The organism is Kutzneria sp. NPDC051319, assembly GCF_040682195.1.
In the GTDB taxonomy this organism is placed as follows: Bacteria; Actinomycetota; Actinomycetes; order Mycobacteriales; family Pseudonocardiaceae; genus Kutzneria.
Map to the genome: position 1 here is coordinate 1 of NZ_JBFBAM010000012.1, position 13,106 is coordinate 13,106.

The window sequence follows — 13,106 nt, forward strand, 5'->3', positions numbered from 1 at the left end:
TGGGGGGGGGGCCCCCACCCCCCGGGTGTAATCCCCCCCCCGGGGGTGTACCCCACCCCCCCGCTCCACCCTGAGCCTTTTTCGTGTTTGGAAGGGGGCTTTCCTCCACTCCGAGTGGAGGAAAGCCGCCTTCCCAACCTCGAACTAGGCCCTGAACAGCAGGGTGAAGGTGTGGGCGGCGGGCCAGTTGGCGTGTTGGGGGAGGACGTCGGGGCCGCAGGCGGCGGAGCCGAGGCCGTGCTGGGCGTTGTCGACGAACAGGTAGACCCGGTCGCTGGACGGCAGCTCGTAGGGGTGAGCGGCGGCGGCTACCTGTTGCGGGGTATGCCGGGAGAGGCTGAAGCCGGGGCGGTGGCCGGTGCGGTCGGGCACGGTGTCGATGCGCAGCCGGCCGTCCAGCTCCAGCGACCGTAGCTGCGGACGGTGCCCGGTCTCCTGGGGCTTGGAGTAGACGACGTTCAGATCGTCCATGGAACTGGTGAACCGGCCGACCTGGGCGGCGGTGTCACTGTCCGAATAGGACTCCAGCGGCCCGGTGCCGAACCACGAAGCCTCCTCCACGGACGGCAGCTCGAACCGGACGCCGAGGCGCGGCCACGTGCAGTCCCAACCCTGGCTCGGCACGGCGTCGACCCGCAACGCGACGCCGTCCTCCACGCCGAACCAGTGGTAGGTGACCTCGATGCACCGAGCGGCCGTCGCGGCGGCGACACGCACGGAGACGGTGATCGAGTCGTCGCCGATGAGAATGTCCCGGACGCGGTGTTCGAGCCGGTCGAGGCCCCGTTCATGCCACATCCACCCGCCGGCCCGGATGTCATTGTCGGTGGGTGCCCGGTAGAGCTCCAGCCGAGGCCCGGTGATCTCCACGTTTCCGATACGCAGCAAGGAACCCGTGCGCGGATCGAACACGGCCCCGCCGAGCCCCTTGGCCCGCACGAGAGAAACCGGCGGCCGAGAAGACAACTGGTACTGGCGCGAACCGACGACGTGGCCGGAGACGGCCTCCAGGGTCAGCCACGTCTCGCCGGACGCGGCCACGTCCAGAGCCTCCGCTGGCAGCTCGAATCGGCCGGATTCGCCGGCGGGGACGGGGAAGACCTCCAGTTCGCCCCGGCCGACCTCGACGCCGTCGTCCTCACGCCGCCAGGTGAACCGCACGGCCGCGGTGTCGATGCAGTGGTAGCGGCTGCGCAGGGTGCCGGGCTCGTCGCCGAAGACGATCGGGGCGATCACGGCGGCGTACTCGGCCAGCCCCGGCGACGGGGTGCCGTCGGGCAGCACCATGCCGTCCATGACGAAGTTGCCGTCGTGCACGACCTCGCCGAAATCCCCGCCGTAGGCGTAGAACGGGGTGCCGTCGGCGGTCTTGGTGAGAATGCCGTGATCACGCCATTCCCAGATGAAACCGCCGTGCAGCCGCGGATACTGCTCGTACACGGCCTGGTAGTCGGCCAGGCTGCCGGGGCCGTTGCCCATGGCGTGCCCGTACTCGCAATGCACGAAAGGGCGATTCCGTTGCCGCACGGCCTCTTCCGGCTGCAGGTTGCCCTCGCTGGAGTTGCCGGTGGTGGCGATCGCCGCCAGCTCCGACAGCGTGGCGTACATCCGGGAGTGCATGTCGGTGTAGGCGCTGGCATGGTCGCGCTCGAAATGCACCGGGCGGCCTGGATCCCGCTCGTGGGTCCACTGCGCCATCGCGGCCATGTTGCGGCCGGTGGCGCATTCGTTGCCCAGCGACCAGATCACGATGGACGGGTGGTTCTTGTCCCGCTCGACCGTGCGCTCCATGCGGTCCAGGAACTGCTCCCGCCAGCGCACGTCCTCGGACGGATTGTCCGTGATGGACGGATCGAACTCGAAGCCGTGGGTCTCCAGGTCGCACTCCAGCATGACCCACAGGCCGAGCTCGTCGCACAGCTCCAGCACCCGCGGATCCGGCGGGTAATGACTGGTGCGGATGGCGTTGATGTTGTGCTGCTTCATCAGCAGCAGGTCCCGGCGGGCGTGGTCGAGGTCGAACACGCGACCCAGCACGGGATGCGTCTCGTGCCGGTTCACGCCGTAGAACATCACCTTGCGCTCGTTGACCAGGAACTGGTCGCCGTCGATGCGCACGGTCCGGAACCCCAGTCGCAAGTGGACGGACTCGCCGGCCGCGGCGACCGTGCAGTCGTAGAGCCGCGGCGACTCGGCGCTCCACGGCTCCACGGAACCGACCTCGATCGGCGCGACCTCGGAAGGTGACTGCCATGTCACCGAAACGGCGAGTTCCGGCACGGACAAGGTGATCGGGAACGAGCCGCTGACCTCGGGCGTGACGACGCCGTGGCCGTCGGTGAACGACGCCTGCAACCACACGTCGTCGATGCGTTTCGACGGCCGGCCCAGCAGCGAGACGTCACGGAAGATGCCGGGCAGCCACCACTGGTCCTGGTCCTCCAGGTAGGTCGCGGCCGACCACTGGTGCACCCGCACCAGCAGGGCGTTCTCGCCCGGCGCCACGAGATCCGTGACGTCGAACTCGGTGGCCAGCCGGCTGCCCTTGCCCACGCCGACCTCGGTCCCGTTGACCCACACCTTGAACGTCGACTCGACGCCGTCGAAGCGCAGCACGAACCGGTCGACTCCCCAGTCCGGCAACGTGAACGTGCGGAAGTGGTCGCCGGTCGGGTTCTCGTCCGGGACATACGGCGGGTCGACCGGGAACGGGTACTTGATGTTGGTGTAGATCGGCCGGCCGTAGCGACCGTCGCCGTGCAGCACCCAGTGCGACGGGACCGGCAGCGTGTCCCAGTCGGCCGGATCCTCCAGCGGCGCGTCGGCATGCGGCCAGAGCTTGAACTTCCAGTCACCGTTCAGTGACAGAACGGGAGCACTGGAGCGCACCCACGAGCGCGGCGGCAGCCGGTTCGAACCGGGGGAGAAGTCCTCGTAGTACGTCACGCCATCAACCCTTCACAGAACCATCTGTCAGGCCGCCGCGCCAGTACCGCTGCAAGAAGATCATGGCGATCCCCAGTGGGATGACCGACACCAGCAGGCCGCCGATGGTCAGCTCGTAGAACTGCGGCGACCGGTCGACCTGGCTGCGCCAGGCGTTGAGGCCCAGCGTGATGGGGTACAGCCTGTCGTCGGCCAGCATGATCAGCGGCAGCAGGAAGTTGTTCCAGATGCCCACTAGCTGGAACAGGAACACGGTGACCAGCGCCGGGGCCATGCTGCGCAGCACCAGGGTGTGGAAGATCCGCAGCTCGCCGGCGCCGTCCAGCCGTCCCGACTCCAGCACGGAGTCGTCCACAGTGGCCTGGGCGTAGATGCGGCACAGGTACAGGCCGAACGGCGACACCATCGCCGGCAGCAGCACGCCCCAGTAGGTGTTGGCCAGGCCCAGCTTGCTGAACAACAGGAACAGCGGCAGCGCGGTGGCGGTGCTGGGCACCAGCACGCCGCCGAGCACGGTGCCGAACACCAGGTTGCGGCCGGGGAAGTCGTACTTGGCCAGCGCGTAGCCGCCGGCCGCGGCCAGGTAGGTGGCGACCAGCGCGCCGCCGCCGGCGTAGATCACGCTGTTGAGCAGCCAGCGCAGGTAGATGCCGTCGGACGCGGTGAACACCTGCGCCACGTTGGTGAACAGCTCCATGGTCCGGCCGAACCAGAAGCCGGGCGTGGTGAACAGGTCGCCCGAGGACTTGGTCGACGCGATCACCACCCAGTACACGGGCACCAGGAAGTACAGCGCGACAACGGTGAGCAGGCCGGTGACCACGATGGTCCAGCCGGTGTTCCTGGTGGTCGTCATGACCGGCCCCTCCGGTTGGTCCAGGCGAGAAAGCCGAAGGACAGCACGAACGCGGCCACCGCGATGATCACGGCCTCCGCCGACGCGATGCCGTAGTCGTTGTAGGCGAAGGCGTTGTTGTAGGCGCTCAGGTTGGGTGTGTACTCGGTGACGATGGCCGGCGAGACCGTCCTGAGCACCAACGGTTCCGCGAACAGCTGGAGCGTGCCGATGATGGAGAACACCACGCTGAGGACGAGCGCCGGCCGGATCAGCGGCAGCTGGATGGACAGGGCGACGCGCAGCGGGGAGGCGCCGTCCACCTTGGCCGCTTCGTAGATCTCGGACGGGATCGACTTCAGCTGGGCCACGATGATCAGCATGTTGTAGCCGGTGTAGGTCCAGGTGACGATGTTGGCGATGGACCACAGCACCGCGTTGGGGCCCAGGAAGTCGATGTCCAGGCCGACCAGCTTGCCCACGTCGATGATCGGGCTCAGGCCGGGCACGTACAGGAACGACCACAGGATGGTGGCGATCACGCCGGGAATGCCGTAGGGCAGGAAGTACGCGGCCCGGAAGAACGCGGGCCAGCGCGCGGAGGCCGACTCCAGCATCAGGGCCAGGACGGTGGCGAACACCGTCATGACCGGAACCTGCACGATGCCGAACAGCAGCACCCGGCCGATGGCGCCGAGGAAGTTGCTGTCTCCCAGGGCCTGCGCGTAGTTGGCGAAGCCGGCGAAGTCGCTGGACACGCCCTTCTCGCCGAACAGGCCGGCCCGGTTGATGTGGGTGAAGCTCTGCACCACGGCCAGGACCACCGGGCCGAGAACGGTCAGCACGAACAGCAGCAGGAACGGCGCGAGCAGGATCCAGGGCGCGCCCAGCAGTTTGCGCCGGTGCCGCTGCGGTGCTGTCGCCTTGACGGCGGACGCGGATTTCACGGCGGTGGTCACTTCGCCTCCAGCACGGTGAGCCCGATCTGCCGCATGGTGTCCACAGTGGTCTGCTGCGTCTTGTGCAGACTGTCCACGAAGGACTGGCCGGCGGTCAGCTTGCGCCGGAAGTTGTCGGACAGCGTGTTGAGGGTGCGTTGGGTTATCGGTCCCCAGTGCCAGTCCTTGGGCTGCTGCTTGGCCGCCGGCACGAAGACTTCGCTGTTGTAGTTCTGGCCGCTGAAGAACTCGCTGGGCTGCTGCCGCTGCGCCCCGATGTAGTCGCGGGCGGGCGACCAGCCGATGCCGCAGTACTTGATTAGGGCGTCGATGGCCTCCGGGCTGGTGGTCATCCACACCGCGAAGTCCAGCGCCTCCTGGGGATGGCGGCTGTTGGCCAGGATCGCGGTGCTGGAGCCGCCGACCGCGGAGGACCCGGAACCGGTGGACCACCGGGGCATCGGGGCCACCCGCCACTTGCCCTTGCCGGTGCCGATCGTCTCGACCAGCGCGTCGCCCCAGGACGCCCCGGTGAGCGCGGCGATCTGGCCGTTGCCGGCGGCGGCCGTCCAACCTGGACTGTACGGGTCGAAGCCGGTCTGCACGTAGCCGCCGTCGACGGCCTTGTCGAAGAACCGGGCCACGGCCAGGGTCGCGTCGTCGGTGAGGTTGACGATCCAGCCGTTTTCGGTGGGGTTGAACCACTTCCCGCCGGCCTGCGCCGCGTAGGCCATGAACGGCGACGCGTCGGCCACGGAGAAGGCCTCCAGGTACACGCTGGGATCCTGCTTGTGCAGCTCCTGGGCCAAAGTGGCCCATTCGTCCCAAGTGGTCGGTGGCTGTCCGCCCACCTTGGCCAGCACCTCGGGCTGGTAGTACCAGGCCATCGGGCCGGTGTCCTGCGGGATGGCGTAGACGCCGCCGTTGAAGCTGACCTGGTCCCACGCCGCCTCGTCGTAGCGCGACTGGTACTGCTCGGCGCCGTAGCGGGACAGGTCGATCAGGCCGCCGACGAGCATGAACTCCGGCACGCTGCGCAGCTCGACCTGGGCCAGGTCGGGACCGCCGCCGGCGGCCAGCGCGGAGTACATCTTCTGGTAGCCGCCGCTGTTGCCGCCCAGGCTGAACACCGCCTGGACCTGCACGTTCGGGTTCTTGGCGTTCCAGATGTCGGCGACGGACTGCAGGTCCTTGAGCCACGCCCAGTAGGTCAGCGTGATCTTCTCGCCGGGGGCGGCGGCCGGGATCGTCGGCTCCGCGTTCACCGGGGTGGCGCCCGGCGGGGCACAGCCCGCGAGCGCGGCGGCGCCCAGTGCGCCGAGTCCGAGACCGAGCAGGCGACGGCGACCGATGGTCACGCGCTGCCCCCTTTCCGTCACGCGGCGGCGGTGAATTTGTTCACACAATCATAGATTCGGCTCTCGTACCAGCACGCACAGTGCCGCTACGATCACGGATCCATGACCAGGGTGCTGATCATCGGGGGTGGCGTCGCCGGACCGGCGACCGCCCTGGCTCTGCACAAGGCCGGCGTCGACGTCGGCGTCTTCGAGGCCTATCCGGTCGGCGGCGACGATGTCGGCGCCTTCCTGACCATCATGAACAACGGCATGGACGCGCTGGCCGCCGTGGACGCGGCCGGGGTGGTCGAGGCCGTCTCCTTCCCGGCCACCACAGTGGAATTCCTCAGCGGCAGCGGCCAGGTGCTGGGGCGACAGCACATCGCCGGCCAGATCGAGACCCGCCACGATCCGCGGACCATGCGTCGCTCGGCGCTCTACCGGGCGCTGACCGAAGAGGCACGCCGGCGCGGCATTCCGGTCGCCAACGGCAAACGGCTGGTCGACGCCGTGCCCGTGGGCAACCGGATCCGGGCCGTCTTCGAGGACGGTTCGACCGAGCTCGGCGACGTGCTGGTCGGGGCCGACGGCATTCACTCGCGTGTGCGGTCGCTGATCGACCCCGGCGCGCCGGAACCGCGCTACACCGGCCTGAACATCCTGTACGGCTACACCGACGACCCGACGCTGCCGCTGTCCACCGACGCCTACCGGATGATCCAGGGCAAGCGGGCCTTCTTCGGCTACACCACGTCTCCGCAGGGCGAGACCTTCTGGTTCGCCCGGCTGCCCGGCGCGGAGCTGACGCGGGAGAACATCGCCGGCATGACGCTCGAAGGCTGGCGCCGCCGGGCCGCCGAGTTCTTCATCGCCGACACCACGCCGTCGCGGCGGATCATCGAGGCCACCTGGGACGAGATCGTCGGCGGCAACGCCTACGACGTGCCGTCCACGCCGGTCTGGCACCGCGGCGCGATGGTGCTCGTCGGCGACGCTGCCCACGCTGCGTCGCCGGCGGCCGGCCAGGGCGCGTCGATGGCGCTGGAGGACTCCGTCGTGTTGGCCAAGTGCCTGCGGGATCTGCCGCGGGACGAGGCGTTCCTGGCGTACGAGCGGATCCGCCGCGAGCGGGTGGAGCGGCTGGTGGCGACCAGCGCCAACGACGGCGCCACCCAGGACAGCGGCGACGAGGTGCTGTCCGAGCAGTTGAACGATCGGCAGCAGTCCCGGGCCTGGTTGTACGCGCATCACATCGAGTGGGCGGAAGGCGTGGTCTGAGCGATCCGTCCCCCGCTACGGTGATGCCGGGCGAGTGAACGGGGAGACACGGATGGTGACCGTCGACCGAAGCTCCGTGGAGCAGCGGGGCATCGAGCACGTGCCGGACGAGGAGCGCTACGGCGCGCCGAGCCGCCAGTTCTGGGTCTGGTCGGCGGCCAACCTGAGCATGCTGCCGGTCGGCTACGGCCTGCTCGTGGTGGCGGTCGGGCTGAACTGGTGGCAGGCCATGCTGGCCGTGGTCATCGGCATCGGCCTGTCGTATCCGCTGGTCGGGGCGGTGGCCGTGGCCGGTACGCGGGGCGGTGCGCCGGCGATGATGCTGAGCCGGGCGGCGTTCGGCGTGCTGGGCAGCCGCCTGCCGACGTTGATCACCTGGTTCACGGTCGTCGGCTGGGAGACCGTCAGCGTCGCGCTCGGGGCGCTGGCCACCCGGACCGTGCTGGAACGGCTGTCGCCGGGGCTCGGCGGCACGGCGATGGTGGCGTTGGCCTTCGCGGTGATCGCGCTCGGCACGATCGTGCTCGGGGTGTACGGGTATCACGTGATCCAGCGGGTGCAGCGCTGGCTGACCCTGATCACCGCCGTGGTCACCGTCGTCTACCTGATCGTGGTCCTGCCGCGGCTGCACTTCGACCTGAGCGGCGGCAAGGCCGGCTCCGCCGTGATCTTCCTCGGCGGCATCGTGCTGGTGATGGCCGGCACCGGGCTGGGCTGGCTGGCGGCCGGGGCGGACTACTCCCGCTATCTGCCACGAAACACGCCTTCGCGGCGCATCCTCGGCTGGACCGCGGCCGGCGGCGGCGTCACCCAGGGGCTGCTGGTGCTGGTCGGCGTGCTGCTGTCGACCAGCGACCCGGTGTTGGTCGCCGCGGTCGCCAAGGACCCGATCGGCGCGCTGGCCGCGCAGGCCCCGACCTGGTTCCTCGTCCCGTACCTGATCAGCGTGATCATCAGCGTCACCGCCGCCGGCGCGGTCGACCTGTACTCCTCGGGACTGGTGCTCCAGGCCATCGGCGTGCGGCTGCCGCGGCCGGTGACCGCCGGCATCGACGGGGTGCTGATGATCATCGGCGGCGTCTACATCGTGTTCGTCGCCCCGACCTTCGCCAGCGTGTTCATCGCGTTCCTGTTGATCACCGGCGTTGCCGCCTCGGCCTGGGCCGCGGTGTTCCTGGTCGACCTGTGGATGCACCGCCGCGACGGTTACGACACCGCCGCCCTGGACGACGTCAACGGCCGCTACGGGCGGTTCAACTGGGCCGGCATCGGGTCCATGGTCATCGGCACCGTCGTCGGCCTGGGCCTGGTCACCTCGGCCGACGCGCACCTGGCGGCGATCACCGGCTTCCTGCTGCCGGCCGGCGTCGCCGACAGCCCGCTGGCCATCACCAACCTCGGCATCGTGCTGGGTTTCCTGCTGTCCGGCCTGCTGTACGCCGTGCTGACGCTGCGGACGCGGACGGCCGCTCGGGAGGCTGTCGCCGGCTGACGTACCGTTATCCGGTGGACGTGACAACGGTGCTGACCGAACCCGAGTGGCGGGCCCGGCAGCGTGCGCACGCCGACCGGGTCCGGTGCTGGACGCAGCCGCACCGGGAACGCTCCGTGGCCAAGGAAAAGCACCCGGTGCACGACTTCCTGTTCACCTACTACTCGCAGCGGCCGGGTCGGCTGGAGCGCTGGCACCCCGGCCTCGGCTTCGTGCTGGCCGGGGACGCCTCGGAGTTCCTGGCCTACAAGGGGTATCACCGCGTCGAAGACGGCGTGACGCTGGATCCCGCCGCCTGCGCCGAACCTCGCATCCGCACGGCCGAGTTCTACCTGGCGCTGCTGGCCGCCACCGCTTCGCGGCCGCCGCGGCTGAACTGCTTCGGGCTGCACGAGTGGGCCATGGTGTACCGGCAGACGCCGGAGCAGGTCCGCCACTTCGGCTGGCCGCTCCGCCTGGGGCACAAGGGAACCGACGAACTGGTGGAGTCGTCGCAGGTCCGATGTGGACACTTTGACGCGTTCCGCTTCTTCACCCCGCCGGCCCGGCCCCGCAACACCCTGCAGCCGACGCGGGACGGCCAGGTCGAGCTGGAGCAGCCGGGCTGCCTGCACGGCAACATGGATCTGTACAAGGCGGCGTACAAGCTGGAGCCGTACGTGCCGTCGGAGGTGGTGGCCGACTGCTTCGAGCTGGCCGCGCAGATTCGCGAGCTGGACATGAAGGCCAGCCCGTACGACCTGTCGGAGCTGGGCTACGAGCCGGTGCCGATCGAGTCGGCGGCCGGGCGGGCCGAGTACGCGCGGCGGCAGGCCGACTTCGCCGAGCGGTCGAAACCGTTGCGGGACAGGCTGATCACCTGCTGCCGGGACCTGCTGCGGTGGCAGGAAGCGCACCGGCCAGCAACTCCCTGACCGACCGGCTGCCGGTGGTGTCGTCCAGCTCGTCGTAGAGCGCGAGGGCCTGCTGCCAGGACGCACGGGCCTCGTCACGGCGGCCCAGCTCGATCAGCACATCGCCGCGCCGGGTCAGCGCCTCGGCCTGCGCCCAGCGGTCCCGCAGTTCCCGGCTCGTCACGACGGTGTTGTCCAGCAACGCCAACGCGTGGTTGAAGTCGCGGCGGGCCAGGTGGATCTCCACCATCTTGCGCAGCACGTGCACCTGGCCTTCGAGCGAGGCGATGTCCGACATCATGCCCAGCGCCAGTGCGCACAGGGCGAGGCCGCCGTCGAGGTCGCCCCGCAGCCGCAGCACGTCGCCCCGGGTCATCAGGCACAGCGCCTGGCCCTGAATGTCCTTGTACTGCACGAAGATCTGCGTCGCCTCGTCGGCGAACTCCTGCGCCTGACCGTCATCACGCAGATCGGCGGCCAGAAACGCCGAGCCGGCGAGGGCCCAGGCCAGTCCGTAACGATCGTCCACATCGGACCGCAGTTGGCGGGCCTCGGCGTAGAGGCGGCTGGCCTGCTCCAGCTCGCCCATCCGCCGGTAGCCCTCGGCCATGTTGGTCACGACCCAGCCCTCGGCCGCCCGGTCGCCCAGGGCCTGCGCCGCCTGCCGGGCCAGCTCGTGGCTGCGGATCCAGATCGCCCACGGGCGTCGTTGCAGCAGGTAGGTCCACAGCACGATCGGCAGCTGCCAGGCCAGCTTGAAATGGCCGTGGTCCATGGCCAGCTGGATGATCGGCACGAAGTTGGGCAGCTCGGCGTCGCACCAGCGCAGGGCGTCGAGGGCGCCCGCGTCGTCGGAGGTCCAGCCCAGCGGGTGCACGCCCCGGGGCGGCTCGTCCTTGGCCATCGGGTCGAAGCGGAACGGGGCCAGCACGTGGGTGGCGGCCGTTGTGGAGTGCAGGTACCAGCTGACCAGGCGATACACCGCCGCCGGCGTGTCCGTGACCTCGCGGTCGGCCAGCTCGGCGGCGTAGTCGCGGATCAGGTCGTGGAAGGTGTAGCGGTCACGGCCGACGGCCCGCAGCAGGTGGGCGTGGGTCAGTCGGGCCGTGGCGCGGCGGGCGAAGGTGTGCGGCATGCCGGCGAACGCGGCGGCGGCCCGGCCACTGATCTGCGGGCCGGGATGCAGGCCCAGCAGCGGGAACAGGCGGGCGGCGTCGGGGTCGAGGCGCCGCAGCGACCAGGAGAACACCGTCCGCACGTCCGAGTCCTCGACGCCGAGCACGTCCAGGCGCTCCGAATCCAGCTCGGAGACCAGGTCGCGCAGGTCGTAGTCCGGGGTGGTGACGGCCCGTTCGGCGGCGACCCGCAGGGCCAGCGGCAGGCGTCCGCAGCGGGCGGCCAGCGAGGCCAGCGCCGCCGGTTCGCGGTCGGCGCGCTCCTTGCCCAGCACGGTCGTCAGCAGCGCCAGCGACTCGTCCTCGGACATCGGGCCCAGCGTGAGCCGGTGCGGGCTGGCCCGCAGGGTCAGGCCGGACAGCCGCTCCCGGCTGGTGATGATCACCGCGCAGCGGGCCGTGCCCGGCAGCAGCGGCTCGATCTGCGCGAAGTCGGCCGCGTTGTCCAGCACGATCAGCATGCGCCGCTCGGCCAGCGCCGACCGGTACAGCGCCGCCAGCTGCTCGACGTCGGCGGTCCCGGCGACCGGCACGCCCAGCGAGCGCAGCAGGTCGGCCAGCACCTCCTCGGGCCGGGCCGGCCGGTCGTGCGGGCTGTGTCCGCGCAGGTCGGCGTACAGCTGGCCGTCCGGGAAACGCGGGATGGCCTTGTGCGCGAAATGCAGCGCCAGGGTGGTCTTGCCGGCCCCCGGCGGGCCGTCGACGGCGATGATCAGCGGGACCCGGCTGTCGGTGGGGCGTTCCAGGGCCGCGGTCAGGTCCCGGATCTCCGGCTCGCGGCCGACGAAGCCGCTCATGGCCAGCGGCAGCTGGGCCGGGCGGGGGAGCCGGCCGACGGTCAGCACCGCGAGCAGGGAGCCGTTGGCGCCGAGAGCGATGTCCAGCGTGCGGGCCATGTCGACCGAGGGCAGCCGGCCGTTCTCGATCTTGCTCAGGTAGCCCGGGGTGATGTGGGCGAGGTCGGCCAGGCCGCGCAGCGACAGCGCGTGTCGGGTCCGCAGCGCCCGCACGTGCCGGCCGAAGTTTTCCACCATGCCCTACCCCCGGAGCCGAGGGTATTACAGATGCCGCCCCAGGTCGGCGATGTCGGCCAGCAACTCGGACAGGATCCGCGCCGTGTCCGCGGCCACAGCCACCTCGGCCGGACGGCGCTTGGGCAGCTCAGTGCCCGGCAACGGCGTCGCCCGGCGGTCGACCAGGGTCGCCCCGCGCAGGTATCCGTGCAGCTCGACGACGACTTCGTGCCGTTCGTACCGGGCCAGGCCGGGGTTCAGGGCGATCGCCGCCGCCACCGGGTCGTACAGCAGCATGCCCGGACTGCCGTGCTCCACCGCCAGCGTGCCCGAGTAGAAGTCGAGGTACTGCTTGTGCCAGGAGGTCAGCGCCCGGGCCGCCGGGTTGTCGATCTTGGCCAGCTCGGCGATCCACGCCTCGTCGGCCCAGGCCTCGACGACGGCGTCGATCGGCACCACCGTCGTCCGGAAGCCGGCGGCCAGGACCCGCTCCGCGCCCTCCGGGTCGTGCCAGGCGTTCGGCTCCTGGGCCACGCCGACCGTGCCGGGCAGGGTGAACACCCCGCCCATCCAGATCACGTGCTCGACCAGGTTCGGCAGGTCCGGCTCGATCTCCAGGGCCTTCGCGACGTTGGTCAGCGGGCCCAGGGCCAGCACCGTGATCGCGCCGGGGTGCTGCCTGGCCAGCCGGGCCAGCTGCTCGGCAGCCGATTCCTGGGTCGGCCTCCTGGTCGGCGCCGGGCCCGCGTTGCCGCCGAGGCCGTCCTCGCCGTGCACGATCTGCCCCGACTGCATCTCCGGCCCCACCAGCGGCTTGGCCTCGCCCACCGCCACCGGGATGTCCAGGCCCAGCAGCTCGGTGATGCGCAGGGCGTTGTCCGCCCCCGGCTCCGGCGGCAGGTTGCCGTGCACCGTGCCGATCCCCAGCACCCGGCAGTCGCCCCGCTTGGCCCGGGCCAGCAACCCCACGAGCGCGAACGCGTCGTCCACGCCGGGATCCGTGTCCACAACGATCAGCACCGGCCGATTATGCGAGCCCCTTCGGGCGGACACGGGGGTGTTTCCTGGGTTGGCAACGGCCAACCCCTGGCCACCGTGACCATTGTCTCCGCATAGTTGACGTTCCGGGGATTTCGGGGTTCCCGGACCCGCTGGTCGAGGGGAGCGGCGGGTCCGGACCCCTTCTTTTTCACACC

General features: G+C 70.3%; 9 protein-coding genes. 3 read left to right on the forward strand and 6 right to left on the reverse strand.

The window, feature by feature from the left end:
• Window positions 1-144 precede the first annotated feature (144 nt).
• The 4 genes from AB0M73_RS14480 to AB0M73_RS14495 are packed head-to-tail and all read right to left on the reverse strand — an operon-like array spanning window position 145 to window position 6,077.
• Window positions 145-2,946: a glycoside hydrolase family 2 TIM barrel-domain containing protein gene (locus tag AB0M73_RS14480; protein WP_363891063.1), complete on the reverse strand. Its 2,802-nt coding sequence runs from the start codon at window positions 2,944-2,946 to the stop codon at window positions 145-147.
• Between the two features lie 4 nt (window positions 2,947-2,950).
• On the reverse strand, window positions 2,951-3,802 hold the full coding sequence (locus AB0M73_RS14485; RefSeq protein WP_363891065.1) for a carbohydrate ABC transporter permease: 852 nt from the start codon (window positions 3,800-3,802) through the stop codon (window positions 2,951-2,953).
• Window positions 3,799-4,740 carry a sugar ABC transporter permease gene (locus AB0M73_RS14490; protein ID WP_363891067.1) on the reverse strand — a complete coding sequence of 314 codons (942 nt, stop codon included), beginning with the start codon at window positions 4,738-4,740 and terminating at the stop codon, window positions 3,799-3,801. The genes AB0M73_RS14485 and AB0M73_RS14490 overlap by 4 nt, the downstream gene beginning before the upstream one ends.
• Entirely contained in the window at window positions 4,737-6,077 is a 1,341-nt protein-coding gene (locus AB0M73_RS14495) for an extracellular solute-binding protein (RefSeq protein WP_363891069.1), read from the reverse strand. The genes AB0M73_RS14490 and AB0M73_RS14495 overlap by 4 nt, the downstream gene beginning before the upstream one ends.
• A 102-nt stretch (window positions 6,078-6,179) precedes the next feature.
• Here AB0M73_RS14495 and AB0M73_RS14500 point away from each other — a divergent pair, with 102 nt between their 5' ends.
• From AB0M73_RS14500 to AB0M73_RS14510, 3 genes are read left to right on the forward strand one after another with little or no spacing between them, the layout of a single operon-like run.
• On the forward strand, window positions 6,180-7,337 hold the full coding sequence (locus tag AB0M73_RS14500) for an FAD-dependent monooxygenase (protein WP_363891070.1): 1,158 nt from the start codon (window positions 6,180-6,182) through the stop codon (window positions 7,335-7,337).
• A 52-nt stretch (window positions 7,338-7,389) separates the two neighbouring features.
• Window positions 7,390-8,829 (forward strand): cytosine permease, encoded by a 1,440-nt coding sequence (locus AB0M73_RS14505; RefSeq protein ID WP_363891071.1) that lies wholly within the window; start codon window positions 7,390-7,392, stop codon window positions 8,827-8,829.
• A gap of 14 nt (window positions 8,830-8,843) precedes the next feature.
• Window positions 8,844-9,743 (forward strand): 3-methyladenine DNA glycosylase, encoded by a 900-nt coding sequence (locus tag AB0M73_RS14510; protein WP_363891073.1) that lies wholly within the window; start codon window positions 8,844-8,846, stop codon window positions 9,741-9,743.
• Here AB0M73_RS14510 and AB0M73_RS14515 read toward each other — a convergent pair.
• Window positions 9,685-11,931: an AAA family ATPase gene (locus AB0M73_RS14515; protein ID WP_363891075.1), complete on the reverse strand. Its 2,247-nt coding sequence runs from the start codon at window positions 11,929-11,931 to the stop codon at window positions 9,685-9,687. The genes AB0M73_RS14510 and AB0M73_RS14515 overlap by 59 nt on opposite strands.
• Window positions 11,932-11,955: 24 nt before the next feature.
• Window positions 11,956-12,930: a nucleoside hydrolase gene (locus AB0M73_RS14520; RefSeq protein WP_363891077.1), complete on the reverse strand. Its 975-nt coding sequence runs from the start codon at window positions 12,928-12,930 to the stop codon at window positions 11,956-11,958.
• Window positions 12,931-13,106 lie beyond the last annotated feature (176 nt).